The 26,083-nt window shown below is 38.4% G+C and carries 27 protein-coding genes; 16 read left to right on the plus strand and 11 right to left on the minus strand.

Annotated elements, in window-relative coordinates; translation table 11 throughout:
- Window positions 1-100: 100 nt before the first annotated feature.
- Window positions 101-1,891: a fasciclin domain-containing protein gene (locus AC27HL_RS13350; RefSeq protein ID WP_487081708.1), complete on the minus strand. Its 1,791-nt coding sequence runs from the start codon at window positions 1,889-1,891 to the stop codon at window positions 101-103.
- Window positions 1,892-2,113: 222 nt separating this feature from the next.
- On the opposite strand from AC27HL_RS13350, the gene AC27HL_RS13355 reads away from it, so the two are divergent.
- A complete protein-coding gene (locus AC27HL_RS13355) occupies window positions 2,114-3,016 on the plus strand; it encodes a TIGR01777 family oxidoreductase (protein ID WP_487081543.1) in 903 nt (300 codons plus the stop codon).
- Here the strand turns inward: AC27HL_RS13355 and AC27HL_RS13360 are convergent.
- The 4 genes from AC27HL_RS13360 to AC27HL_RS13375 all read right to left on the minus strand — a co-directional run bounded on the left by AC27HL_RS13360 (window position 3,003) and on the right by AC27HL_RS13375 (window position 5,636).
- On the minus strand, window positions 3,003-3,569 hold the full coding sequence (locus AC27HL_RS13360) for a DUF3833 domain-containing protein (RefSeq protein WP_487081545.1): 567 nt from the start codon (window positions 3,567-3,569) through the stop codon (window positions 3,003-3,005). The two genes, AC27HL_RS13355 and AC27HL_RS13360, sit on opposite strands and share 14 nt — an antisense overlap.
- Entirely contained in the window at window positions 3,559-4,119 is a 561-nt protein-coding gene (locus AC27HL_RS13365; protein ID WP_487081547.1) for a chalcone isomerase family protein, read from the minus strand. The genes AC27HL_RS13360 and AC27HL_RS13365 overlap by 11 nt, the downstream gene beginning before the upstream one ends.
- Entirely contained in the window at window positions 4,109-4,603 is a 495-nt protein-coding gene (locus tag AC27HL_RS13370; RefSeq protein ID WP_487081549.1) for a DUF2878 domain-containing protein, read from the minus strand. Before AC27HL_RS13370 ends, AC27HL_RS13365 begins: the two co-directional genes overlap by 11 nt.
- Window positions 4,604-4,811: 208 nt before the next feature.
- Window positions 4,812-5,636 (minus strand): DUF2059 domain-containing protein, encoded by an 825-nt coding sequence (locus AC27HL_RS13375; protein ID WP_487081550.1) that lies wholly within the window; start codon window positions 5,634-5,636, stop codon window positions 4,812-4,814.
- A 193-nt stretch (window positions 5,637-5,829) separates the two neighbouring features.
- On the opposite strand from AC27HL_RS13375, the gene AC27HL_RS13380 reads away from it, so the two are divergent.
- The 6 genes from AC27HL_RS13380 (at window position 5,830) to AC27HL_RS13405 (ending at window position 10,347) form a co-directional block, all read left to right on the plus strand.
- Window positions 5,830-6,867 (plus strand): M61 family metallopeptidase, encoded by a 1,038-nt coding sequence (locus AC27HL_RS13380; RefSeq protein WP_487081551.1) that lies wholly within the window; start codon window positions 5,830-5,832, stop codon window positions 6,865-6,867.
- Between the two features lie 135 nt (window positions 6,868-7,002).
- Window positions 7,003-7,392, plus strand: coding sequence for a response regulator (locus AC27HL_RS13385; RefSeq protein WP_487081552.1), 390 nt, complete (start codon window positions 7,003-7,005; stop codon window positions 7,390-7,392).
- 256 nt (window positions 7,393-7,648) lie between these two features.
- Window positions 7,649-8,308 (plus strand): peptidylprolyl isomerase, encoded by a 660-nt coding sequence (locus AC27HL_RS13390; RefSeq protein WP_487081553.1) that lies wholly within the window; start codon window positions 7,649-7,651, stop codon window positions 8,306-8,308.
- A 122-nt stretch (window positions 8,309-8,430) separates the two neighbouring features.
- Window positions 8,431-9,222, plus strand: coding sequence for a trypsin-like serine protease (locus AC27HL_RS13395; protein ID WP_487081554.1), 792 nt, complete (start codon window positions 8,431-8,433; stop codon window positions 9,220-9,222).
- A 103-nt stretch (window positions 9,223-9,325) separates the two neighbouring features.
- A complete protein-coding gene (locus AC27HL_RS13400) occupies window positions 9,326-9,805 on the plus strand; it encodes a DM13 domain-containing protein (RefSeq protein WP_487081555.1) in 480 nt (159 codons plus the stop codon).
- Window positions 9,806-9,819: 14 nt separating this feature from the next.
- Window positions 9,820-10,347, plus strand: a complete 528-nt coding sequence (locus AC27HL_RS13405; protein WP_487081556.1) for a GNAT family N-acetyltransferase — start codon at window positions 9,820-9,822, stop codon at window positions 10,345-10,347.
- 60 nt (window positions 10,348-10,407) lie between these two features.
- Here the strand turns inward: AC27HL_RS13405 and AC27HL_RS13410 are convergent, their stop codons facing one another.
- Window positions 10,408-10,659: a DUF2999 family protein gene (locus AC27HL_RS13410; RefSeq protein ID WP_487081557.1), complete on the minus strand. Its 252-nt coding sequence runs from the start codon at window positions 10,657-10,659 to the stop codon at window positions 10,408-10,410.
- Window positions 10,660-10,768: 109 nt separating this feature from the next.
- Window positions 10,769-11,968, minus strand: coding sequence for a DEAD/DEAH box helicase (locus AC27HL_RS13415; protein ID WP_487081558.1), 1,200 nt, complete (start codon window positions 11,966-11,968; stop codon window positions 10,769-10,771).
- Window positions 11,969-12,266: 298 nt separating this feature from the next.
- On the opposite strand from AC27HL_RS13415, the gene AC27HL_RS13420 reads away from it, so the two are divergent.
- From AC27HL_RS13420 to AC27HL_RS13435, 4 genes are all read left to right on the plus strand, one after another.
- On the plus strand, window positions 12,267-12,599 hold the full coding sequence (locus tag AC27HL_RS13420) for a GIY-YIG nuclease family protein (protein ID WP_487081559.1): 333 nt from the start codon (window positions 12,267-12,269) through the stop codon (window positions 12,597-12,599).
- A 120-nt stretch (window positions 12,600-12,719) separates the two neighbouring features.
- Entirely contained in the window at window positions 12,720-14,177 is a 1,458-nt protein-coding gene (locus AC27HL_RS13425) for a Gfo/Idh/MocA family protein (protein WP_487081560.1), read from the plus strand.
- A 28-nt stretch (window positions 14,178-14,205) separates the two neighbouring features.
- Entirely contained in the window at window positions 14,206-15,141 is a 936-nt protein-coding gene (locus tag AC27HL_RS13430; protein ID WP_487081561.1) for a sugar phosphate nucleotidyltransferase, read from the plus strand.
- On the plus strand, window positions 15,138-16,232 hold the full coding sequence (locus AC27HL_RS13435; RefSeq protein WP_487081562.1) for a phosphotransferase enzyme family protein: 1,095 nt from the start codon (window positions 15,138-15,140) through the stop codon (window positions 16,230-16,232). Before AC27HL_RS13430 ends, AC27HL_RS13435 begins: the two co-directional genes overlap by 4 nt.
- 286 nt (window positions 16,233-16,518) lie before the next feature.
- On the opposite strand, the gene AC27HL_RS13440 is transcribed toward AC27HL_RS13435, so the two are convergent.
- A complete protein-coding gene (locus tag AC27HL_RS13440; RefSeq protein ID WP_487081563.1) occupies window positions 16,519-16,881 on the minus strand; it encodes a DUF4156 domain-containing protein in 363 nt (120 codons plus the stop codon).
- Between the two features lie 253 nt (window positions 16,882-17,134).
- Between AC27HL_RS13440 and AC27HL_RS13445 the strand changes: the two genes are divergently transcribed.
- Entirely contained in the window at window positions 17,135-18,505 is a 1,371-nt protein-coding gene (locus tag AC27HL_RS13445; RefSeq protein ID WP_487081564.1) for an MATE family efflux transporter, read from the plus strand.
- A gap of 132 nt (window positions 18,506-18,637) precedes the next feature.
- Window positions 18,638-19,378, plus strand: coding sequence for a PEP-CTERM sorting domain-containing protein (locus AC27HL_RS13450; protein WP_487081565.1), 741 nt, complete (start codon window positions 18,638-18,640; stop codon window positions 19,376-19,378).
- Between the two features lie 120 nt (window positions 19,379-19,498).
- On the opposite strand, the gene AC27HL_RS13455 is transcribed toward AC27HL_RS13450, so the two are convergent.
- On the minus strand, window positions 19,499-20,644 hold the full coding sequence (locus AC27HL_RS13455; protein ID WP_487081566.1) for a helix-turn-helix domain-containing protein: 1,146 nt from the start codon (window positions 20,642-20,644) through the stop codon (window positions 19,499-19,501).
- A 215-nt stretch (window positions 20,645-20,859) separates the two neighbouring features.
- Between AC27HL_RS13455 and AC27HL_RS13460 the strand changes: the two genes are divergently transcribed.
- Window positions 20,860-21,723, plus strand: a complete 864-nt coding sequence (locus AC27HL_RS13460) for an alpha/beta hydrolase (protein ID WP_487081567.1) — start codon at window positions 20,860-20,862, stop codon at window positions 21,721-21,723.
- On the plus strand, window positions 21,723-22,319 hold the full coding sequence (locus AC27HL_RS13465) for a TetR/AcrR family transcriptional regulator (RefSeq protein WP_487081568.1): 597 nt from the start codon (window positions 21,723-21,725) through the stop codon (window positions 22,317-22,319). Before AC27HL_RS13460 ends, AC27HL_RS13465 begins: the two co-directional genes overlap by 1 nt.
- A 17-nt stretch (window positions 22,320-22,336) precedes the next feature.
- Here AC27HL_RS13465 and AC27HL_RS13470 read toward each other — a convergent pair whose 3' ends face one another.
- Together AC27HL_RS13470 and AC27HL_RS13475 are read right to left on the minus strand one after the other, a co-directional pair.
- Window positions 22,337-22,486 carry a hypothetical protein gene (locus tag AC27HL_RS13470; protein WP_487081569.1) on the minus strand — a complete coding sequence of 50 codons (150 nt, stop codon included), beginning with the start codon at window positions 22,484-22,486 and terminating at the stop codon, window positions 22,337-22,339.
- Between the two features lie 127 nt (window positions 22,487-22,613).
- Entirely contained in the window at window positions 22,614-23,516 is a 903-nt protein-coding gene (locus AC27HL_RS13475) for a LysR substrate-binding domain-containing protein (RefSeq protein WP_487081570.1), read from the minus strand.
- Window positions 23,517-23,815: 299 nt separating this feature from the next.
- Between AC27HL_RS13475 and katG the strand changes: the two genes are divergently transcribed.
- Window positions 23,816-26,038: a catalase/peroxidase HPI gene (katG, locus tag AC27HL_RS13480; protein ID WP_487081571.1), complete on the plus strand. Its 2,223-nt coding sequence runs from the start codon at window positions 23,816-23,818 to the stop codon at window positions 26,036-26,038.
- Window positions 26,039-26,083 lie beyond the last annotated feature (45 nt).

A 26,083-nucleotide genomic window follows, 5' to 3' on the forward strand; every position in this document is an offset into this window, starting at 1 on the left:
TAAATAATTCGATCAACTATAAGAAAAAAAGCCCTCAAAATTGAGGGCAAAAGGTTACACTAAATAAAATTCTTAATACATTTAGAGAAATATCTATAGCTCACTCTAGAATGATACGATCGATTACGTGAATAACTCCGTTAGTAGTATAAATATCGGAGATCACGACATTGGCTCCACCTATCACCAACATGCCTGTTTCAGCATCTATTGCAACATTAATTGCGGTGCCTGACGCCGTTGTCAGCATTTTTCCGTTTGCAGCATATGCATCTAGTGAGCTTAAAGTAGCACCACCAACAACATGAGTAAGCAGTACATTTGTTAACGCGTCAGTATCGGCTAATAAAGCTGATAACGCATCCGGGTCTATGGCGGCAAAAGCAGCATTTGTTGGCGCAAATACGGTAAACATAGCATCTTCATCTGATAATGTTGTCACTAAGTCAGCCGCCGTTAATGCAGTTACTAACGTTGAAAAGTTATCAGGATCAGCAACCGCTACTTCAACAATATTTTGGCTTGGTGTTGCCATTTGGGCTGGTGGTAGTAAAACATTATCAAGAACATGGATAACACCATTATCTGCCATAACGTCCGCAGTACTAACCTTGCTACCATTAACAAATAACATACTGTCAACAAATGATAATGAAGCCTTATCACTATTAGCCATAGTAATCATATTTTCCATTGACTGTGCAACAGTAATTGCACCATCTGCGAGTACCTCACCTGATAGTACATGATACAGTAGAATATTGGTTAATTGCTCGCTTGTTAAACTGTCTAACGTACCTGCAGGTAGTTTGGCAAACGCGTCATCAGAAGGTGCAAATACGGTAAAATCACTATCAAGATCGCTCAATACGGTATCTAACCCCGTTGACTGCAGCGCTGCAACAAGCATAGTAAAATTTCCATTCGCTATCGCTACATCAACTAAGGTCATCGCAGGAGCTGGAATATCTATGTCACCGACAATTACCGCGTCAATCACATGAATAATGCCATTGCTGGTATAAATATCTTTCATGACAATATTTGCGCCACCAAACATTAATAAGTCGGTAGTTGCATTGATTTGTAACGCTATATTCGTCATCGCAGCCGTTTCTACATTGGCACCATTTAGCGAAAACGCAGTTACTGAATCAACAGCGCTGTCAGCAATAACATGTTGAAGTAAAATATTTGAAAGTACGTCGGGGTTTGCAAGCAAGGTGTTGATTGTTTCTTCACCAATTAAGGCAAAGGCGTCATCCGTTGGCGCAAATACAGTAAAGGTAGCACTTTCATCAGCAACTACCGTATCGAGACTTGTAGCTTGCAAGGCTGCCACAAGGGTAGTGAAATTACCGTTGGCAATAGCTGTTTCTAAAATACTACTTGTAGGCATGCCCTTATCAGCTGGTGGTAACAGTACGGCGTCAATAACGTGAATAATGCCGTTATCGGTTTGAATATCTGTCGTTATCACTGTCGCGGTATTAACCAATAAATTACTGCCATCAAGTGATAAAGCAAGGGCATCACCATTGACCATATCAACCGTAGTACCAGCTAAGCCAATTGCAGTTGAGGCATTAACCTCTCCGGAAATTACGTGATAAGTTAAAATATCAGATAATGTTTCAGTGTCTGCCAACAGCGCATCTATAGTTTCCTGTCCCAGTAAAGCGAACGCCTCATCGGTTGGCGCAAAAACTGTAAAATCACTGGCAGTATCTGCCAATGTTGCATCTAAACCTGTTGCCTGCAAAGCAGCAACTAAGGTAGTAAAACGGCCATTGGCAATGGCTGTATCAACAATAGTAGTAGGCGCAACTACAGTTTCAACAACTTCTGTTTTTTTATCATCCTCATCATCACAAGCTTGTAAAAATAACATAGTAAATAGCGTTAAACTTAGTACTTTAAAATATTTCACTGTCTGATCCTCGTTTTAAATCACACTAGAATCTACGCAGAAAAAACAAGCAAAGATCAGAATATTACAGTAGTAAAATTTATATTAATTTTGATGATCTAAGCCAAAATCCATACGTATTAATGGTGTTAATCCATTTAAAATTTATACTGAAAAAAACATGCAAATAAGGTGGTACTGGTTATGAATATTCTTATTACGGGTGGCAGTGGTTTGATTGGGCAACACTTAATTGGCAGTTTAATTCAAACAAAAAATCACATTACAGTACTCACTCGAGATAGCGTTAAATCTGCTCGAAAGTTACCTATCGGCGTGAACTTAATTGAATCACTTTCTCAGAAAAACATAGATAATCACGAAGTCGTTATCAACCTTGCTGGCGAACCCATTGCCGATAGGCGCTGGAGCGATACACAAAAACAGAAAATTTGTCTTAGTCGTTGGCAGATAACAACACAACTCGCTGAATTGATTAAAAATGCTAACACGCCACCGAAAGTCTTTATTTCAGGCAGTGCTATTGGTATTTATGGTCGGCAAGGTAATGAAAAAATTGATGAAAGCTACACAAATTATCACCAAGAATTCACTCATGATGTTTGTAAGAAATGGGAGCAAGTTGCATTAGAGGCGGCATCAGCCCAAACCCGAGTTGCCCTTTTACGAACCGGCATTGTGCTTGACACACATGGCGGTGCGCTAGCAAAAATGTTACTACCATTTAAGTTGGGCATAGGCGGTAAAATAGCGTCTGGCCAGCAATTTATGTCTTGGATTCATATTGAAGATATGGTGGCAGCGATACTCCATATCATGAATACGCAAACCCTCGCTGGTGCCATTAATATTACGTCAGAACATGCTGTTAGCAACCAAGAATTTGCCAAAACTTTAGCTCGTACTTTATATCGCCCTAGTGTTTTTACTACGCCTAGCTTTATCCTGAAAGCGCTATTTGGAGAGATGGCTGACTTACTACTATTTGGCCAAAATGTTATCCCCCAAAAGCTGGTAAACACTGGTTTTACGTTTAAATACCCAACACTTGATGCCGCTTTAAATAACTTAATTAAGCAGCAATAAAGTTACAACGTTTATTCGGTGACTCCTTATCAAAAAACAGTGTGATTTTTGCAACTTCAACACCAAATTTTGACATAGAAGTTGTATTCATGACTTTATGTTGATCTATTTGGTACATCCAATCATCCATACTAACTTGGTATGTTTCATTATCTAGGTTAAGTAAAAGTTGATACTGAAATTGGAACGCAAAACCTTTGTGTTTACCCATTGCGATACCGACAACATCTTCTGCAGTACCTTGATAACGGCCATCCGGCATTAAACTTAATTGCCAGTTGCGATACGTTACCTCGCCATCATCAAAATAAAAGGTTTCAGCCAAAACACCGCTATTATCCTGCCAACTACCTTCAATTTCGACGCAAAAGCGCCTTTTTACTTCATTGCCGTAATCCTGAACCATTCCCCAAGCAATAACGTTTCCGTTAAAATAGCTTTTAATACTAAATGGCTCCTTACTTTGCTGGTAATCTTCCAATTGCACAGAACAACTTGAAATAAGAAGCGAAATAAAAATACTTAAACATTTCTTTATTGCTTTACTCATCATTAACCTCTCCTAACAGTTGCTGTCTCAATTTCGGTTCGCTGGTTTTCTCTGACAACCAAATAGCTAAAAAATCAGCAGCAAATGCTGACTCAACAATTTTGCCAATATATTCACCATTAAAATAAAAGCGACTATGATCCGCTTGCACGAACAGTGCTAAAGTATCCCCTTCACTAATATCAGGCCATATTGCGGAGAGTTCGGTAATGTATTTCTGATAAACATTGGCACTAATACCTAAGTGTTGCCATTGCTCTATCGTGCTCTTAATCAAATTTTCTTGAGTAATATCGACCAAATATTGTATTTCATAAAGGACGCTGTCTTTTTCAGCATCAACTGGAAAATCCCCCGTTGATGTTTGCAATTGACTCTGGTAAATATCCCAAAATAAAAATGAAAATTTAGCTTTCCCAACCAACTCTAAAGCAACACTTTTCTTTACTAACTCAATACTAAAAAAGTTATCTTTGAGAGCATTATTATTGGCAAATGCGTTATTTGAAATCAAAAAGAACAAAATCAAGATGATTAAAAGCTTAAATCGCATCGTCATTCTCCTGAATCAACAAAAACTCTAATCTAAAAAATAACAACAGCAATACACTCCAAATAACACCCAGCATTAAATAAGTAATGAGCGGTGAATAACTAAATTCGACCACATTAAGTTTATTGCCAGCAATATAGCTCAAAGGCGTAATAAAAAGTCCAGCAACCACTTGTAATAAAGGCCACTTTTTAAGAAAAGATAAGCTATGCGTTATGGTGCTAGCGAAACATGCCCACAACACAATCAGCCATAAAGGGATGAATAAACTTGAACTGAATACAAAAATAGCACTTAGTGCTAACAACGAGTCGACCAAGCCGCCTACACAAACAATCGTTGCCACAAGCAATAGTTCGTTTTCTCCCTTCGAGAGAAAAATCAAATGAATGACCAATAAACTAATGGCGATTGGCACAAAGCTATTACCGAATAAAACCAAGCCAAACCAGCATATTTGAAAACCCAAAATATTTATAATCATATAATCAGAACAGAGTTACTATTTTGGTTTATACGAAAGATAAAAGGTTAAGGTTCAATTCGCCTTTTAGTCGTTCGGTTTTCAGACTAAATGGGACAAAAAAAGCCTACTTGTTAGACAAGCAGGCTTTGAAATGAATAGTTGTAATCAATATAGATAGATAGCTTTATCTCGTACTATACCGTCGATTTATTGCGAGTTAATAGTATTATTCTGCAAATTCCGCCGCAATATTGCTAAAAGCTTGAGTAGACCAGTTCGTTAGTGCTTGGCCAATACCGTCATACATTACTGTTAATTCTTTTTTACCAAGCGGTTGCTGATAAAACTGGCTGTATTGTTCAATTTCTTGATCAGTTAATGAATCATAAATATAGTAAGAAACCATAATCATTTGTTGCTCTAACGCTGGTCTCATCATAGCTTCCATTTGGCTAAGTTGCGTCATAACAGCTTCTTCATCAACATCATCTTGTGGGTTAGCCACTTTTAGACCTTTAATTGTGCCTTTGGCAACCGACATTACAATTTCAACCGTGTGATCAATCATATCGGTTGTTTCAACAAATGTTCTGATCGCTTTTACACGTTCAGCTGTTGGCGGCGTTGATTGCAACTGCGCCATATATTGCATAAATTCTTGGTTAAAGTTGGCCGCCGACGCTTTTGCTTCTGATGATTTAATTCTGCGCGCCAAATCACTATTCAACCAAGTTAATAAGCTTTGCATTTCGGTTGCTGTAAACTTAGTTTTAATATGATTTGCAACAATCTGCTCAGCTTCTTGTTGCTGCCAAGAAGACTCTAACAATTGCATAACTTTTTGCGCTTCTGCTGGATCTTTTGCGGTCATTTGCATTTGTTGGCCCATAGCCCCCATTTGTGCAGGAATGCCGTTAAGTGCTGAGTCAACTCCAGATAACGCCATATACTGTTTAACGTCCTGGTCACTAATGTTTTTAGCTAAGCTGAATTGGCTAAATGCACTGAGAAGTAGAAAGAAAATAAAATAGAATGAATTGATTTTTTTCATTGTTAGTCCTTTAACGAGTTAAATTTTTTAAAGCAGCACCATAGCATAAATAGCAGCTAATTTACGAATAGTAATTATTGAAAATTAAGCTATTGCAATTAGTTGTTACAGAAAATTAGCAATAAAGACTCTATATATATTTTAATTAGTGCAATTATTAAACGAGTCTTTTGCTGACAATTAACCATAAAAAATGAAGCGTTTTACATTAAACATACAGAAAACCAGCTTAATAAAAGTCGTATTATGCTATTCAATTTTAAGCAGCTTTACTTTTAGTTGCTATGCTGACGGTTCAACAGCAACTAACTCCACTGCCGTAGCAGAGCAAAAGACTATCAATGCACAACAGCATAAGTCCACGACATCGTCACGAATAATATTTGATAAGAACTTTCCAAAAAACAAAAGAGCAGACATCAAAAACTGGGTTGACCATGCCGCGCAGGCTTTACGCTTAGTGTACGGCAAATTACCCGTTAATAACTTTGTAACGGTAGTTAAAACCAGCAACCGAGGTACAAGCGTTGTACCTTGGGGTGAAGTAAACCGTCACTCACCACCTGAGGTTTTGTTGGTAGTTAACCCTCGCAGCAGTCTTAAAGCATTAAAGGCTGACTGGACAATTTATCATGAATTTAGCCATTTACTGATCCCCTTTGACGCTGGAGATTCAAGATGGTTTTCAGAAGGTTTAGCAAGCTACTATCAAAACATTACCCAGGCGCGAATCGGTATGTTCAATGAACAAACTATGTGGCAAAAACTTTATAATGGCTTTGAACGTGGCAATAAACAGCAAAACTATCGCCATCAAACATTAGATTATGTTAGCGATAACATAGCGAGCAACCGCAATTACATGCGCATATACTGGAGCGGTGCTTTATATTGGCTACAAGCTGATATTGCCCTCAGAAAGCAAGCTAAAATTACCAATAAACCTTATTCTCTAGACATAGCTTTAAAGCAGTTACAGTCATGCTGTTTTGACACTTATTTAAACACGCCTGAAATTGTAGAAAAACTTGATGAACTAAGCCAAAGCAACATTTTTAGTAGTTTATTGACTAAATTTTCTGGAAGTTACGCTATCCCTAATTACTTGCAACTTTTAAATGATTTAGGTGTTGAAGTAAAAAGTAGCCAAGTTCGACTAAATAGCCGAGCACCGTTAAGTAACCTGCGCGCCGATATTTATAGCGGAGTCATTAAAAATAAAACAAACTAACTTACAAACTGTATATAAAAAACAAGCAATTAAACTTGAAGTGTACGAAAAACATGCTAAACGTTAAATAATGGATTTATATGATTGACCTAGTTGGTTTAATACTTAATCAAGATTGCAAAAGGAATCGCAACAATGAAAATAATAGTCGTCGATGATATGGTGTCAATGCGACACGTTATGCTGCATATGCTAAGAAGCCTTGGTCATACTGATATTGACGAAGCCGCAGACGGGTTACAAGCGCTCAACCTACTTAATAAAAAACGCTATGACTTGGTGATCACTGACTTTCATATGCCTAGAATGGATGGCAAACAATTACTCAAATCTATACGATGCAGCAAAAAGTTAGCTGAGCTACCTGTGTTAATGATTTCATGCGAAGATGAAAAAAAGCAAATTCAAGCAATTATCACCAGCGATGTAACCGACTTTATTCTCAAACCATTTAGCTTACAAACACTAGAGCGTAAAATTGAGCATATTGAACAACTTTGCAATCCTGATATTCAAATAGTGTAGTTGAATTGTTAAAACGTCCTTCCAGTGCAATTTTAAGTTACTTGGCTGCACTTTACTTACGCCTTAAAGGGTCCCTTTGCATATGGAGTGCTTAGGCTGCGAGAGCTTAAGCTACACCTTATGCATATTTAAGCTATTGAATTTCAAGTTGAACAACGCCTAATTATTCTCTATTCTGTCGGCTACTCATATTACTCCCGACTGCCGCTAACAAATATAAATATATCGGCCGAAAATACTGAAAAGGAAGAGGAAATTGAAAGCAAGATTTTCATCAATAAAAACATATATAGTTGCTGCTACTTTAACCGCTGTGGTTGGCTGCTCAAAACCAGACCCTGCAATAGAGTCAGTTAATAGTTTTATTGAAACTCAAAAAATTGATAAAACAAAGACTGACTGGAAAACCACACTTGAAAAGCCTGAAATGGCTCAATTCAATCCAGAAGCAAAATATTTTTGGGATTTAGAAACCAGCGAAGGCAAATTAGTTGTAGAGCTATTCCCTAAAACCGCACCTATGCATGCCACAAGTACAATTTACCTAACTAATTTAGGCTTTTACGACGACTTAATTTTTCACCGAGTGATCAACCAATTTATGGCACAAGGTGGTGACCCATTAGGCAATGGTAGAGGCAACCCAGGTTATAAATATGCCGGCGAATTTGAAGGTACCTTAACCCACGACAAGCCAGGCTTATTGAGTATGGCTAACGCTGGCCCTAATACCGATGGTAGTCAATTCTTCCTTACATTCGTACCAACACCTTGGTTAGACGGAAAGCACACTATATTTGGTGAAGTTGTTGACGGTTTAGAAACCACATTACCTGCAATAGAGGCCTTAGGTAGCCGCTCCGGTAGAACCAAAAAAGAAGTAAAAATAATTAAAGCCACTATTCGCGTCGAGTAACAGCAAGGCTGTTACTTATTTTGCTATCAAACGCATAACTTTCCTCACCACGACGCTTGTATTATCCGACAATATTTGCCCTTTAATGGGCATTAGCTTTTACTAATGAATCTGAGCATCATATGAGAATTTGGACTTTACTAATCTTTTGTTTTTACTCACTCTCTTGCAATGCGGTTGTGAAGCGCCATGATACTCCTTCGGAAAATTACGTTGTAAATAAAGCTCCCGAATTCTTAATTGATATGCCTCATGAAGGTCACGGAGTATTAATTAATTCACAGTGGATTTTGACCGTCGCACACACTATTTTTTATAATTATGTTGGTAAAGCGATAACCATAGGTTCAAAAACTTATAAAATAGAAAGTGTACATATACATCCGGATTATTCCGAGCCAGATCAACGCTTGCTAAAAGGTGATTTAGCACCTTTAATGAACTTTTTTAAATCTAGAAGTGATATTGCACTACTCAAGCTAACTACAGTGGTAAGCGATATTAAACCAATCAGCATATACAAAGGGACAGATGAGAAAGGCAGAACGATCACTGTTTATGGTAAAGGTGCTACAGGTAATGGCTTAACAGGCGAAGACCTAGCAACCAAACCACTTCGCCTGATGAATCAATTTCAAAACATTATTGAAAGTTCACAAGGTAACTGGTTAACATTTAAATTTGACGAACCCGAGAATGCTCTAGCACTTGAAGGAATGCACGGTTCAGGAGATAGTGGTGGTGCTTCTGTTATATTCCAAGAAAATATTCCTTATCTTGTCGGTTTATCAAGCTGGCAATTAGCACATGGCGATATATCTACTTTTAGAGGTGGTTTGTATGGAACTATCGCTTATCAAGTTAGAGTGTCAAATTACCATGACTGGATATTAAGTGTATTAAATAGCGAATAAGTGACAATTCAATATTACTTTTACAGTTACTCGGTTGCGTTCTGCCGCGTATTTAACCAATATTATCAGCCTTTTATAAAGGCATAGAAAAATATAATCGTGTATGATGAAAATTCAAAAAATAGTATTTCTCACTTTTACCCACCTTGCTGTACTAGCTTTCGGGTTTGCCATTGGTATTTATACACTGCCAATACTTTCCGCACCTACTGCACCTAGCGAAGCTGATATCAAAGCGGTTTCTCTTAAAACAGAATATAAAACTGAATTTATTCGAGATTTACAAGACAGCGATGCACTCCATTGGGGTGATGGAGAAGTTGCACTTAATCAAAATTATATAACCTTATTAGGAGAGCTTGCCCCTGGCCCAGAATATCGACTTTATTTATCACCGACATTTGTTGAAACAGAGGTTGAATTTGAACAACTAAAGTCCACTATGAAACTTGTTGGCGATGTTAAAACTTTCGATAACTTTATAGTTAAAGTTGGTACTGACGTTGAACTATCTCAATTTAATACCGTAATCGTTTGGTGTGAGGCTTTTGGCGAATTTATTACCGCAGCAAAGTATCGTTGAGAGAGGCTAAATCTATGAAATTTCAAGCCCTGTCATGCGAGCATTTAGAGCAACTATTTCAATTTGAATTAGAAAATAGAATTTGGTTTGAATCTTTGATAGCTTCAAGGGGCGAGGATTTTTACAGTCGAAGTAATATCAAGCAACATATCTTCGATTGTATGGCTAGTGCAAAGCAAGGGCATAGTTACTCAGGAGTACTTATTGCCAACAACGCTATTGTTGCACGCGGCAACCTTAAAAACATATGTGCTAAAAAGCATAGCGGCTCTGTTGGTTATCGAGTAGCAAAAAATTGTATTGGCAAAGGTTTCGCTAGTTTTTGCCTTTCTAATTTGATTAAAGTGGCAAGCAACGACCTTGCACTTAGTAAGTTAAACGCACAAGTTTTAGATAATAACCCTGCATCAGCAGCTGTATTAATAAAGCAAGGCTTTAAGGCTAAATCTTACCAGCCTAATTGTTTTACCGTAAATGGTGAGAAATTTGGCTGTACTAACTATGAGTTTATATATGAATTACAGGAGCCTAATAAAAAATAGGCTCCCTCAATAGGCATTTAAAACTGGGTAAAAGGCTTTTACGCAGTGAAGTATCACGAGTTACTTATTTAATGCCGCCTTAGCAGCTTCAACTTTGCTAAAATCTAAGCCTAACTCGTCGACAGCTTCTTTAATTAATGCCGGGTTTTGCATTAACAGCATCATCATTGATTGCAGCTTTTCTTGCGGAATACCTAATTGTTGCACGGTCGCCATTGCCATCAATGGATTTTCTGTCAACGCTTGAAATACTTCTTTAGTTCGCTCGTCACTCACGTTGTGTTCTTTTAAAATTGCAATAATTGGATTCATTTATATTCCTATTAATTTATTAACTTGTTTATGCGTATTATTAGCGCAAACATCAGCAAATATTCTAACACTGCTGACTTAGATTTAAAAACACGCCATTAATATTGAATTACGGTCGCTTGTTTTTAGGCACGTAGTTCAAAATGGATATCGGAACGACCTTTTTAACCGGAAACTCTGCAAACTCTCTACGCTCAATAATATGGCCTAAACGGCTTTCTATAGCACACAAATTTCTAAAGTTATCTTTGGCAACAAATGAAACCGCGACACCACTTTGCCCGGCGCGGCCTGTTCGACCAATACGGTGAATATAGTCATCAGCTTTATCTGGTAAGTCGTAATTTACAACCCGCGTCAATTCACCAATATCAATACCACGGGCAGCAATCCCCGTTGCAACAAGAAAGTTTATTTTCCCTGATTTAAAGTCCGACAATATTTGCTCTCTAATCGCTTGTGTTCTACCACTATGAATACACTCAGCTTTTATACCGCGCTTTTCCAGTTGACTAACTAACTTGGCAGCGCCGTGTTTGGTTTCAATAAAAATTAACGCTTGCTGCCATTGCTGCTCTTTAATTAAAAAGCTTAATAGCGCCGACTTATTAGTTTTATCGACAGTAACTAACCATTGCTCAATTTTAGGTTTAGAAGCATTATTTTTAACGACCGAAATTTCTTCTGCATCAGATATTGTTCGCTTGGCAAGCGCTCTAACATCATTAGATATGGTCGCTGAAAATAATAGGTTTTGACGCTGCGACGGCAAGCGTTCAATAATTTTATTAATATCATCAATAAAACCCATGTCTAACATTCTATCGGCTTCATCTAGCACTAAGGCTTCAAGTTGGTCAAAATGTACGGCGCGCTGATGCGCCATATCAAGCAATCGCCCTGGCGTTGCTACGAGAATATCGACGCCCCAAATTAACTGCTGCTTTTGCGGCCCAATTTCAGTGCCACCATACATTGCCATTGATGTTAAATTTAAATATTTGCCATACTGAGCAATGCTTGCTTCAACTTGCATTGCCAGCTCACGTGTTGGCGTTAATATTAGTGCTCGTATACGTTTACCGCGTAACTTTCGTTCATCATCGTTTTCAATGGCACACAGTTTTTCCAACAGGGGTAACACAAAACTTGCCGTTTTTCCGGTACCCGTTTGCGCTGCCGCAATTACATTTTTACCCGATAACACTACAGGTATTGCCTGCTTTTGAATCTCTGTTGGTGTTGTATATTCTAACTCTGTAAGTGCATTGACTATCGGTGAAGACAATCCAAGTCGAGAAAACGGCATTAACTACCTCTATAGGTTTTTACAAGGAGAATTAGGCTCAAGTAGCCTAGTCAAAACAAGAGCGCGATTATAGCACCAATTATCATCATCATGCAGTCGAACTTAACGAGTAAGTATCCACAGTACGCAGATACAGCGATAGAATGAATATCCAGAATGGTTACTAATTGTTATCGGTTAAATCATAATACTGCTTTTATTATTGTTTTTAGTATAATAACGTCGCTGTTGCATTATAGTTGGATTTTGCAATACTTATAAAACAGCTAAATTAATCATTAACTTAGGTTATTACGTAATGGAAAATACTGAACAAGACTCGCAAAGCAACGATATTTCCTATGGCAACGTCTACGTGATGACGCACTCATTTTTTAGTGACGTTGTAAGAATTGGCTGTACACCTAAAGATCCTGAAGATTATGCCAAGCAAATATCTCAAAACACTCCCGGTGATTATTCCGTTGTATTTTCATTAAAATGTATGAACCCGTGCAAAGTGAAAAAGCAAATTCGTGAGTATTTAAACGCGCAAGAATATGTGAATGAATTTTACCAAGTGCCAGCTGAAGTTGCAGAAAGCTTATTGAAAAGAGAAACCTTAAGAATCCCTATTCTCAACGCAAGTTAATACTTATAGATAAGTCCCCTCTTTATTAAAATTTATGGTGTACTAATTACCTAGGCTTGCATCTGACAACGCTGTCACGTAAATTATTAATCATAAAAATAATAGACAGGGTAAGTTTTAATGAGCAGCAATGATCGCCGTAATTTTTTAAAGTCGGTTGCAGCCGTCACAGCCGCAGGAGTTGCAAGTGGCTGTGCGACATCAAATTCACAAAATTCTACAACCTTAAAAGCTCAGGGCAAATCGGTAATGGGCTTAATCGTTCCAAAAATGGACGTTGTACGCATCGGTTTTATTGGTGTCGGTGAACGCGGCTCCGGCCACGTAAAACACTATTGTCATATCGAAGGTGTAGAAATAAAAGCTATTTGTGATACTAACCCACTGGTATTAGACCGCTCTATTAACTATGTCGTTGAAAAGAACTTACCTCGCCCTGATCGCTATACGGGTTCAGATCATGCCTATCGAGAAATGTTAAATCGTCAAGATATTGATATTGTTATTATCTCAACACCTTGGGCTTGGCATACTCCTATGTGTGTAGAAACCATGGAAAGTGGTAAGCATGCTTTTGTCGAAGTACCTGCCGCAACCACTATTGAAGAATGTTGGCAATTAGTTAACACCGCTGAACGCACACAAAAAAATTGCATGATGATGGAAAATGTTTGCTATGGCCGCGATGAACTCATGGTGCTGAACATGGTACGTCAAGGCTTATTTGGTGAACTGCTTCACGGTGAAGCGGCCTATATTCATGAATTGCGTTGGCAAATGAAGGAAATTGAATATAAAACAGGCTCTTGGCGTACGTACTGGCATACCAAAACTAACGGTAATTTATACCCAACACATGGTTTAGGACCGGTTTCTCAGTATATGAATATTAACCGTGGCGATCGTTTTGACTATTTAACGTCTACCAGTTCACCGGCGCTGGGGCGAAAAGCATACGCTAAACGTGAGTTTCCAGCCAGTCATGAAAGAAATCAGTTAAATTATATTGCCGGTGATATGAATACCACGCTTATTAAAACCAAGCTTGGCCGTAGCATTATGGTTCAACATGATACCACCACACCAAGACCGTATTCACGACATAATTACATTCAAGGTACCAACGGGGTTTTTGCGGGTTTCCCTAATCGTATTGCCTTAGAAAATGTGCCAAGTGTTATTGCTGAACAAAATGAGCAAAGCTATCAAGAACATCTTAAAGCATGGCAAGCAACAGGAAAGCAAGGCACAAAACCTAGAGCGCCAAGTTTTCATCGCTGGGATAAAGATATAACTAAGTGGCAAGCAGAATATGATCATCCATTATGGCTCGCGATGGGCCAAGAAGCACAACGTAATGGTGGCCATGGCGGTATGGATTTCCTCATGCTTTGGCGTATGGTTTACTGTTTACGAAACGGAGAAGCATTAGATCAAGACGTTTATGACGCCGCAGCATGGTCTGCTATTACTCCGTTAAGTGCAGACTCGGTTACCGATAGAAGTAATTCGAAGGATATTCCTGACTTTACACGCGGCGTATGGCAACAAGCCAAGCCGCTCGGCATTATTTCTTAGTAAAAAGTAGTACAGAACAAACGATAATATGACGCAATTAAAAACCATAGTTATTTTAGCCGCAGGGAACGGTACTCGTTTTGGTGGTGCTAAGCAATTCGCTTGCTTTGGAACGCAAGCGAAAACCCTGATGGAATACAATTTAATTCATGCGCTAGCTGCTGGTTTTAATCATGTAATTTTTATTACTCAGGCTCAGCAGAAGCAGCAATTAGAGCAAGAGGTTATTAGCCGGCTACCAAAGTCACTTACGGTAGATATTGCTATTCAAGTGTTAACTTCGTTACCAGAAAAGTGTTCTATACCTACATCAAGAACTAAACCACTAGGTACAGCGCATGCACTTTGGTGCGCAAAAGAGTTTATTAACAATCCATTTGTCGTTATTAATGCCGATGACTACTACGGCAAAAAGGCTTTTAGTTTACTGCAACAACATCAAGCAATTGACGCTAAAAGTGAATTACCGCAATACGCTATGGTGGCATACTTAGTTCAAAAAACGCTTTCTCAACATGGTGGTGTTAACCGAGGTCTTTGCAAATTTAATCAAGAGATGCAATTAACAAAAATTACAGAAATTGAAAATATCCACATAAAGAGTGGTCATAATAACCTCGTGATATCTGGGCAAGATAGCAGTAAAAATCAATCAATTGATTTACTTGAAAACTCGTTAGTTTCCATGAATCTTTGGGCTTTTGACTCCAGTATATTTTCTGCAATCGAGCAAGAACTCATCAAAACGCTAACCGCAACGTCTGCTGAAAATATTGAATGTTACTTACCCAATGTTGTGATGAGTCAACTAAATCAACAGCAAGTAAGTGTTAATGTATTAACTTCTGACGATGACTGGTTTGGGGTAACTTATGCCGCTGATGCTACTTGGGTTAATCATAAAATTGACCAGCTATTTTCTTCCCCTATTTCGTCTTACAAACAAATTAAGTGTTATTTATGAACAACAGTTTACTGGCTAGCAAGCAAAATCAAATTATCGACAACGTTGTAGAACATTACCAAGTATCTCCATTAAATTATGCCATAACACCTTTAGGTAATGGTTTAATTAATGACACCTACTTAATAACGTCAGATAATAAGCGCTTTGTATTGCAGCGTATAAATAGCCATGTATTTAAAAAGCCTTGGCAAGTAACACAAAATGCCGACTTAATTAACCAACACTTACTCGCAAAAAAAGCGCTTGGTAAGTATCCATTAGCAACAATTGGCCAACTAACGAACACAGAAAGCAGCTCGCTTTTGCAACTTGGTAACGACTACTGGCGTGCCATAGAGTTTATCCCTAATAGCTGTTCAATTGACGTGGTAGAAACTTGCCTACAAGCAGAAAAAGCTGCCACAGCATTTGCGCAATTTAGTGCCGCATTAAGCGACTTTCCAAGTCAAAATTTAGCTGAAATTATTCCAAACTTTCATCACTTAGCGCATAGATTGCAACAATTGGCTTATGCCACTGAAGCTGACAATGCACAACGAAGCGCAGATTGCCAAACTATCATCGACCAGTGTTTTACCGAGCAAAGCTTTATCAATGAGGTGGCAGAGTTAGTCACTAGCCTACCAATTAAGGTAACTCACAACGACACAAAAATTAATAATTTACTTTTTAATACTAAAACACATCAAGCCATGGCGGTGATCGACCTTGATACCTGCATGCCGGGCTATTTAATGCATGACTTCGGTGACATGGTGCGTACTTGTTGTTCTAACTTGCCAGAAGATGGTATTGAAATAGAACAAATGAACATAAGACTAGATATTTTCGAAGCCCTAGCTAAAGGCTATATAACAACCCTTAATGACACTATTAACAATGTGGAAAAAGAAAGCCTGGTTGTTGGCGCTTTACTAATCCCCTTTATGATGGCCGTGCGGTTTTTAACAGATTACCTTGATGGTGACAAATACTTTCACGTTCAGCATTCAAAGCATAATTTAGCAAGAGCTAAGAACCAATTACAGATGTTTAAGTTACTGAAGCAGCAACGCCAGCAGTTAAGTAACATAGTTCATAGCATTTAATCTTAGCCGATAACAACATCTAGCCTTGTGGCGTCTCTATTTAGTTAGTGGCTAGATATTACCTAGCCACTAACGTCACTATTATTTTTAAATTTAGTTAACCTGAACTCGGGATAATGAGAATAAACAACATAAATATTTCAAAGTATCATCAGTATACACTCGTGGTATTTATGTTTAGTTCAAGGCGTTTAAGTGTCCCCATTACACGTTATTGGTAACTTGAACAGCGCAGAAATGAGCTTTAATAGCGCTGTTGTAGCATTTCGCTTATCCCGATTTTAAGTTAGTTAGCACATTTATAAACATTACCCGATAAAGTAACGTTAGTTTGTTGGCTACCACCACCAAAATCATCATCAAAATGCCCTGTTTGCCCTGCTCGTTGCGTTAGAATATATACCGTATCGCCACCAAGTTGCTTGGCTTTATTTTTAATATCATTACGAGCACCAGTTTCTAAATCAGCATTTGAAGTAAACGCCCCGGTAAAAAAATCGCCTTGACTACCGGTAACATCTCCTAAAAATGTACACTCTTTACCCGGTTCATTGTGAGTTAACCGTACGCCTGTTGCTTGAGGCTGTATGGCCACCGAAGAGCATGCCGCCAAAGTTGTAACAAAGATCATCGCTATTAGTGTTTTCATGTTATTTCCTATTAAGTAAACCATTTCAATAAGGCTATTGTATGTTCTCGGCCGATGATTAATATTTACAAAGTGTGTTGATAATGTAAGGCCCACTTACACCTAACGAACATTTTCTAACAATTACGCTAAGGGCGGAAAACGAGTTACCTATTGAGATAAGTACGTTATGCTAGCGGCCCTAAATAAAATTACGCAATGCACTACAACAAATTAGTGACATTTCAATTCGTTGCAAATGGAATTCAAGCAAATGAAAGATTTAACACAGGGCTCAATACCGAAGCACTTAATTACTATGGCAATGCCAATGATGTTTGGTATGTTTGTACAAACCCTTTATTTTCTCGTTGATCTATATTTTGTCGGCAAATTAGGCGCTACAGCACTAGCCGGCTTAAGCTTGGCCGGCAATGCCATGTTTTTAATTTTCGCGTTAACACAGGTTATTAATGTCGGCACAGCAACACTGATTTCTCATGCTGTAGGCGAGAAAGAGCAAGAAAAAGCGAATAGTATTTTTAATCAATCAATGATGCTATCAAGTGTTATCGGTGTGATTGTTTGTATTATTGGCTACTTCGGTGCGGAGAATTACCTTAACTCTGTCTCACAAGATGTTGGCACTGTTGCCATGGGCCTAGACTATTTACACTGGTTTATCCCTTGTATGGCGCTACAATTTTTGATGGTTTCAATTAGCGCTGCGCTGCGTGGTACCGGTATTGTTAAACCGACTATGGTCATTCAAATGCTGTCGATTTTAATCAATATCATACTATCGCCAATATTAATTGCAGGTTGGGGAACTGGCTATGCAATGGGTATTGCTGGCGCAGGCTTAGCAAGTTCAATTTCGGTTATTTTTGCCGTTGGCTTGTTGGTCTATTACTTTAAAACCACAGAAAAATACGTCAGCGTTAACTTTTCTCTTTGGCAGTTTGATGCTGCATGTATAAAAAAACTTCTTGCTATTGGCCTACCTGCTGGCGGCGAATTTTTCCTCATGTTTTTATACATGGCAACCATTTACTGGCTTATTCAACAATTTGGGCCTGATGCGCAAGCAGCATTTGGTTTAGGTTCAAGGGTTATGCAATCACTCTTTTTACCTGCCATGGCGATTGCTTTTGCTGCACCCGCCATCGCCGGCCAAAATTTTGGAGCAAAAAACTATCAACGGGTAAAAGAAACATTCAAATACTCTGCAATGATGACTTGCTCACTAATGGCGCTTCTAACATTCGTGTGTTTATGGCAAGCCGAATTTTTACTGCAAGGTTTTTCTAACGACAAACAAGTGATAGTGATCAGCGCCGCGTTTTTGCAAATTATATGTTGGAATTTCGTCCCGTCTGGTTTGGTATTTACTTGTTCGGGCATGTTTCAATCTTTAGGGAATACATGGCCGGCATTGCTAAGTACTGCAACGCGTTTATTGAGCTTTATTTTCCCAGCACTTTGGCTATCGCAACAGAATGATTTTGCCATTGAGCAACTTTGGTACATTTCTGTTTCAACAGTTTGCATACAAGCCACGCTTAGTTTCTTTTTATTACAGAAAGAATTTAACAAACGTTTACCCGGTAACACTGTTGTTACAGCCAAAGCTCAAGCGAGTTAACTTTTCCTTAAAACAAAAAACTTACCCGATAAACTGTTCAAACAATCATTTTGGACAGTTTAGCCATATTATCATCACTAGGCCCTCCATATAATAATCAACATCTTAAGTGTTTGAGTTGGAGGGTGTTGTATGAAGTTTTTTATCAAGAAAGCAAAATTATCTGTTGTGCTAATTGCGTTAGGCACATTTAGTGCATTCAGCAACGCCTCACTTATAACTAATGGTAGCTTTGAACAACTAACATTTGCTGATAACTCACAATCTAGCGGCTTGGTTCACAACACAAACTTACTAGATTTTAATCATAAAAATCGTGCATGGGATGTATTTTCATACTTACCTGGTTGGGAAACAAGTTATGGTAACGGTATTGAATTGCAAAAAAATGTTGTAACACATTCGCAAGACGGTTCACATCATATTGAATTAGACTCTCATCCACGAGGGGCGTCAAATGCTGTTATGACCCAAACCCTTGACTCATTAACGATTGGTGCTAATTATCTACTAGAGTTTTATTATAAGCCACGTACTAATAACGCCAATGATAACGGCATTAATGTTTTTTGGTATGACTCAGCACTAGACTTTGATGTAAATATGCTTGCTGATTTTAGTACAGATAGCACACGTAGCTTAACGCCGAATTGGTCATTACAGTCGACCACTTTTACTGCACAAGCCCAATCAATGGATTTAAGCTTTGGCTCATACGGTAAACAAAACACTTTAGGTGGATTAATCGACAACGTTTCGCTAAGACAAGTTTCGTTAAAACCTGCGACTGCAGTACCAGAGCCTTCAATGTTAGTTTTGTTCGCTATCGGACTAGGTTTACTTGTTGCTCGCCAACGCAAATGGATTCACTAATTTGATTCCTCCATATTTATGACTTTCTCGGCTAATAACCAGCCCCCAAATCTGTTAGCGGCCGGGAAAGTTCATATCATCATAAATATCATTACAGTGTGCTAACACAATAAAATTAAATTATTTCGACATCATGACGTCTCTTAGCATAGTAAAGTCAGCTATTCCAAGTAACTCAGCCTTTTGTTCAAGCGCACTATAATCGGCATTTTGTGTTGCGGCATAATATAAACAAGACAACATAAACAGTATCAGTTCATCCTGGCTACTACTTTTAATTTGCTGCTGGCTCACTTTCTCTAAATGACTTAACTGTTTAACTAAGGTCGCGTCAATGTGCCACAATGACAACATTAATGAAGATGCAGAAAAAATACTGATCCCCATCACTTCTTTTATATGTCGATTTAAAAACTGCAAATCATCGATGCCATATAACGAATGCAGCATCAATTCATGCTTATATGTTGATTTATGACTTAATAAAAATATTCCCAATAACGCAAAGACCAATACTTGTTCAACCTGCGCAATATCAAACTTTACTTCACGTTTTAACGACTTTCTTAAGCATTGAAACAACTTAGGAGCCAACATAAAGGCATGGCTGTACTGTGAAATTATTTTTTCGTCAACATGATTTTGTAAAGCGTCTTTCATGGCGTAAATAATTGCGAAATTTACCACAGTGCCAACGCCTAAATTTCGACTGATAGCTTCTTGTAGATTTTTCGGTGTTTTACCATAGATTGCTTTACTTGCCTGGCCTAACAATCGCCCAGAAAAAATGGCATCTCTATTTACTATCGTGATCACGCGTTGAATATCTAAATTGCCATTATCTTGCTCTTCTAACAGTTGCTGGCAACTATCAGACATAGGTGGAATACTCTGCGCCACTTCCGTTAGTTTTTGGTAACTACTTTCAACATTATTTACCAAGGCGAGTTCACGAAATTGCGACGCTGTGGTGCCAAACTTTTGCTTAAATGCACGCTCAAATGTTGCACGTTCAGAGTAACCTAACCTACCTGAGAGTTCGTCAATATTAGCCTGTTTGGTGAGTAAGGCTTGTACACAAAGTTCATTCAAAAATTTATTTTGAATCAATTTATAACTAGTTTCTTCTTGCGCTAATTTTCGACGAAATGACGTCATACTCATTGCAAGCGCTTTAGCACATTGCTCGATTGTTAAAGACGCAGGTAACTGACTTTGCTTAAGTAATGCATTGACGGATTCAGTAAGTTGAAAAGTTTGTAACATATCTATTTATTCAAAGACTTAAAGTGACTAACACCCTATTAGAACATGCCAACGGCAGATAAACACCTATTTAAACAAATAATATAAGTTTATAAAACCATAACCTAACCGCATACCTTTCAAACAACAATAGTTCAACTGTACTATTTACAAAATAGAACAACCGAACTATTATAAAAGAACAAGTGTACTTTATAATGTAATGGACTGATAAAATGAAGTTTAGCTATTTTAATGAAAACGCGAATAAACTTGGGCTCGCAGCAATAGGACGTGGATTAACCAGTGGGCTAAGCACATTAACGCCTAGGTTTAGCGCCTTTTTAGGCAAAAAGGTATTAATGCGTCCTTATGGCCGTCGCTCATATAACACAGAATTGGTATCACCGACGAGTGAGCTTAATATTCTAACTTCCATGGGCATTGCCCATGTCAATATCTTTGGTGGTGGCCCTAACATCATTATTGTCAGCCATGGTTGGGAAGATAATAGTCAAAGTTTTCAGCACATGATTGCCCCTTTAATAGAGCAAGGTTATTGTATTGCCGCCATTGACCATATTGGCCATGGTAAATCATCAGGAAAGAAATCACATTTACTCAGTTTTATTGAAACACTCAACTTACTTATTGAGCACTTTAACGAAGAAAAAACACCTGTGCAGGCAATTATTGGCCATTCAATGGCAGCCATAGCGACCCTTAACCTACCCTTAGCTATGTTAGAGAATAAAAAAATCATCTTAATTTCATCACCGATAAAGTTTTTCGAACTTATGTTTCAAAAGGTTGAGCAAGTTGGTATTTCGAGAAAGCTCCTTAAGCGTGTATTAGAAAGTATCAGTTTTAGCTATGGTAAAACTTGGCAACAACTAACCGCTGAAAATCATAGAGATAAGCTAGCGCTAAACATTACTTTTATACACGACCGCCATGACAGGTTTGCACCATTTGATGATGTTAAGCACTACTTAAAGCAAGAAAAAAATACCTTAATAGCAACAGAAGGGCTTGGTCATCGAAAAATTTTAGGAGATACTAAGGTTATTGAAAATATTAGTCAGGTTTTAGCTTCTTAATGAACAAAGGCGAACGCACCCGCAACGAAATATTGAAACAAAGCATTATATATAGCAGCCAATATGGTTTAGCAGATATAACCATTGGCACTATTTCTAAGCTGTGTAATATGTCGCGAACAGGGGTAATTTCACATTTTGAAAATAAAGAAGATATGCAAATTGCCATTTTAGAATATGGCGAAGCATTATTTAGAAAACGAGTAATTCAACCCGCATGGCGTGAAAACCCTTTAGAGCATGTTATTGCTTTGTTAGAAAATTGGGCTGACTGGGTTCGCGAAATGTTTACGGAACACCAAGTCAGCTGCCCATTTATTAAAGCCGTTGTTGAATTTCAAAACCGCCCTGACTCTAAAGTTCGTACCTTTACGGTTAGCCAACAAAACCGATTAATTGATTATTTAACCCATCGTATTAATCGTTGTGTTGAGCACGGAAAACTCAAAGCCGATACCGACAGTGTCGCTGTTGCTTATGAACTTTACAGCCTATATTTAGGTCATGCCATTACTCAACATAGTGTTGCGATAAATACACCAAATACTATGTTTAAAAACAGCATCACTAGGTTATTAAAGCAATATCAAAGCTAATGGTTATTTAACCAAGACTATTTTTTAGCTGATTTAAACTGGCATTGCTGATCGCCATAATAATTGTTGGTATAGTTACATTCTAGTATCTGCTGCTTAACAGCTTTATTGCTTTTAATTATGTCAAAATTAAAAGCTGTTTTAAGACTCGCGATAACATTTTTCATAATTTCGTTCCTCATATGATGGTAATTTTTAACTGCAAAATCATTATTACCTAACTATGTAATTCAGAAAATCAGATAAAATCAATAAAGTTATTCTAAAAAACAGATAAACAATGTTCAATTACCGCTAACAACACTTTTCCGTTAGTTGCTGCTTGAATATATCTCGCAATATGGTGAGTTCATTAGTTCTAACGTAATTTGGCCGAATAATTAGTGCAATAGTGCGATGTGGCCCTGGTTCATTTAAGTGTACCGCCCTAATTTCAGATTCATCATAAATTAACTGATCTAATGCCATTTGTGGCACTAGTGTTGTGCCAAGCTTGCCTGCAACCATTTGAATTAAGGTATGTAAGCTTGCCGAATCAAAGTCTGAGTCTTGCTTGTCATTTTGCAAACTACAAGCCGCTAAGGCATGGTCTTTTAGGCAGTGACCATCTTTCAATAGCATTAACTTTTCAATTTCTAGCTCTTCGCTGGTAATTTCTTTTAGTTGGCTCGGACATTCATCTTTATGACTCACCCAATAAAAATCTTCTTGCCAAAAATCAAAACTCATTAAGCCCTCTATTGGGTAAGGTAAGGCCAAAATTGCGGCATCTATATCGCCATTTCTGACCATATCAACCAGCACATGCGACTGTTCCTCGATTATTTTTAATTTGAAATTTGGTTGTTGCCGTCTTAACTCAGGTAGCACTTTCGGTAAAAGGTATGGCCCTATGGTAGGAATAACGCCAATTGTCATGGCATTGCTAAATGGCTGTTTATTAGCCCGAGATATTTGCATTAGCTCATCTAGCTCTATCTTCACCGCCTTAGCTTTATTCAAAATTAACTGACCAGAACTGGTGATCAATACCTGCTTATTATTGCGTTCAAATATTGTCGTACCCAGTTGTTTTTCTAACTCAATAATGGCTGTACTTAAGGCCGACTGAGAAACATTACAAACATCTGCGGCTTTCTTAAAGTGTAATGTTTTTTCTACCGCTAAGGCATAATGAAGCTGTTTTAGTGAGATCATAGGGGTCCGTTAGTAGCGGCAATAAAGCGCTATTGATAGTTATTATTGAACATAACCACTAGTTTAATTATTTATTTGAATTATACCAGCCTACTAAAAACTAGTATGGGCTAAAAGCAAGCAACGCATCGTCAAAAACATACTTAATCTGTTGTTTATTATAGTTATTTAAATGTTCATTTAAAAAACTGAACAGTATCTTCCATTCAATCAATTATAAAAACAGTGCCACCAGCTCTAAGCTTAAACTATCTGAGTTTATCAACAGATATAAACCAATATTACTGCTGGGGAATAACATGATTAAAAAAACATTACCATTAGCCGCTGCAATCAGCATTGCAATGTCATCAATGGCCTTTTCAACATCGGCTATAGCCGCTGGCAATGCCAAAACCAATCAATTTTGGTGGCCTGAGCAACTAAATTTAAGCCCGTTACGCCAGCACGGCGCAGAATCTAACCCGTATGGAGATAAATTTAATTACGCCAAAGCGTTTGCCACGGTCGACTTGCAGCAACTTAAAAAAGATATAGAAAAAACGCTAACTGACTCTAAAAGCTGGTGGCCAGCTGATTGGGGACATTATGGCCCATTGATGATTCGCATGGCGTGGCATAGCGCTGGTGTCTACCGAGTACATGATGGTCGTGGCGGCGCATCAGGTGGGCAGCAACGTTTTGACCCTCTTAATAGTTGGCCTGACAATGTAAATCTAGACAAAGCCCGCCGCTTACTTTGGCCAGTTAAACAAAAGTATGGTCGTAAAATATCATGGGCCGACTTAATGGTACTGTCGGGTAATGTCGCTTTAGAGTCTATGGGCTTTAAAACGTTTGGTTTTGCCGGTGGCAGAAGCGACGATTGGGAGCCAGATTTAGTGTACTGGGGCCCAGAAACGACAATGTTAGACGATAAGCGCCGGGATAAAAAAGGCAAACTTAAGGGGCCTCTTGCTGCCGTTGAAATGGGATTAATTTATGTCAATCCCGTTGGTCCACACGGAAAACCAGATCCACTTTTAGCAGCAAAAGATATCAGAATGTCATTTGGCCGTATGGCAATGAATGATGAAGAAATTGTTGCGCTTATCGCCGGTGGTCATACTTTAGGCAAGGCACACGGTGCTAAAAAACCAGAGCATTGTGTTGGCGCGGAGCCTGCAATTGCCAGCACTGAACAACAAGGCTTAGGCTGGAAAAATAAATGTGGCTCAGGCGTTGGTGCCGACACAACCAGTAGTGGACTAGAAGGCGCATGGACGACAACACCAACCCAATGGTCTTCGAACTATTTAGATAATCTTATGAATTTTGAGTGGATTATTACCACAAGCCCAGCCGGCGCTATCCAGTGGATACCAAAAGATAAAACCGCAGCCAATTTAGTCCCCGATGCTCATATTCCAAATAAGCGTCATGCACCTATTATGTTTACAACAGACTTAGCACTAAAAGAAGATCCTGCATTTTTAAAAGTTGTTGAGCGTTTTCGGGCCGATCCAAAAGAGTTTGACCAAGCCTTTGCCAAAGCTTGGTTTAAACTAACCCATCGAGATATGGGGCCTCGTGCTCGTTATGTTGGCGCTGAAATACCGAGTGAAGTATTACTATGGCAAGACCCTATTCCAGCCATTGACTACCCACTTGTTTCAAATAAAAATATTGTCAAACTTAAAAAGCAAATTACTCAATCTGGCTTAACTAACTCAGCATTAGTGAAAACAGCTTGGGCTGCGGCATCAAGCCATCGTGTAACAGACATGCGCGGTGGTGCTAATGGTGCTCGTATTAACTTAGCACCACAAAATACTTGGGCGGTTAATAACCCGAAAGAGCTAAAGAAAATCCTAGCTAAGCTTGCCGGTATTCAGGCAAAATTCAATCGTCAATCTTCAACAGAAAAAATCTCGCTTGCCGATCTTATTGTCCTTGCCGGCGCAACCGCTATTGAAAACTCAGCAAAAATGGCAGGACACAAGATTAACGTTCCTTTCTCTCCTGGTCGCGCTGACACCACACAAGCACAAACTGATATTAAGTCGTTTAACTATTTAAAACCTAAGGCAGATGGTTTTAGAAATTACTATCATGCTGATAGCTACATGTCCCCTACAGAAATGCTCGTCGATAAAGCCAATATGCTAGGTTTGAATGTGCCAGAAATGACCGTATTAGTCGGTGGTATGCGGGCACTTAATACCAATTACAACAATTCAACGCTTGGAATATTTACCAAGCAACCCGGTGTATTAAGTAATGACTTTTTTATCAATTTATTAGATATGTCAACCACATGGAAGCAAGACAAATCGCAGGCAGGAGTATACCAAGGCTTTGACCGAAACTCAGGTAAATTAAAGTGGCAAGCAAGCCCAGTTGATTTAATTTTTGGCTCTAGCTCTGAATTACGCGCTATTGCTGAAGTTTATGCCTCAGATGACGCTAAAGACAAATTTATCATTGACTTTGTTAAGGCTTGGGTAAAGGTAATGCAACTTGATAGATTTGACTTAAAATAACGTCCAGCATAGGTAAATAACATAGTTCATTTCGTACCAGAAAAG

Source organism: Colwellia aquaemaris (genome assembly GCF_057548755.1).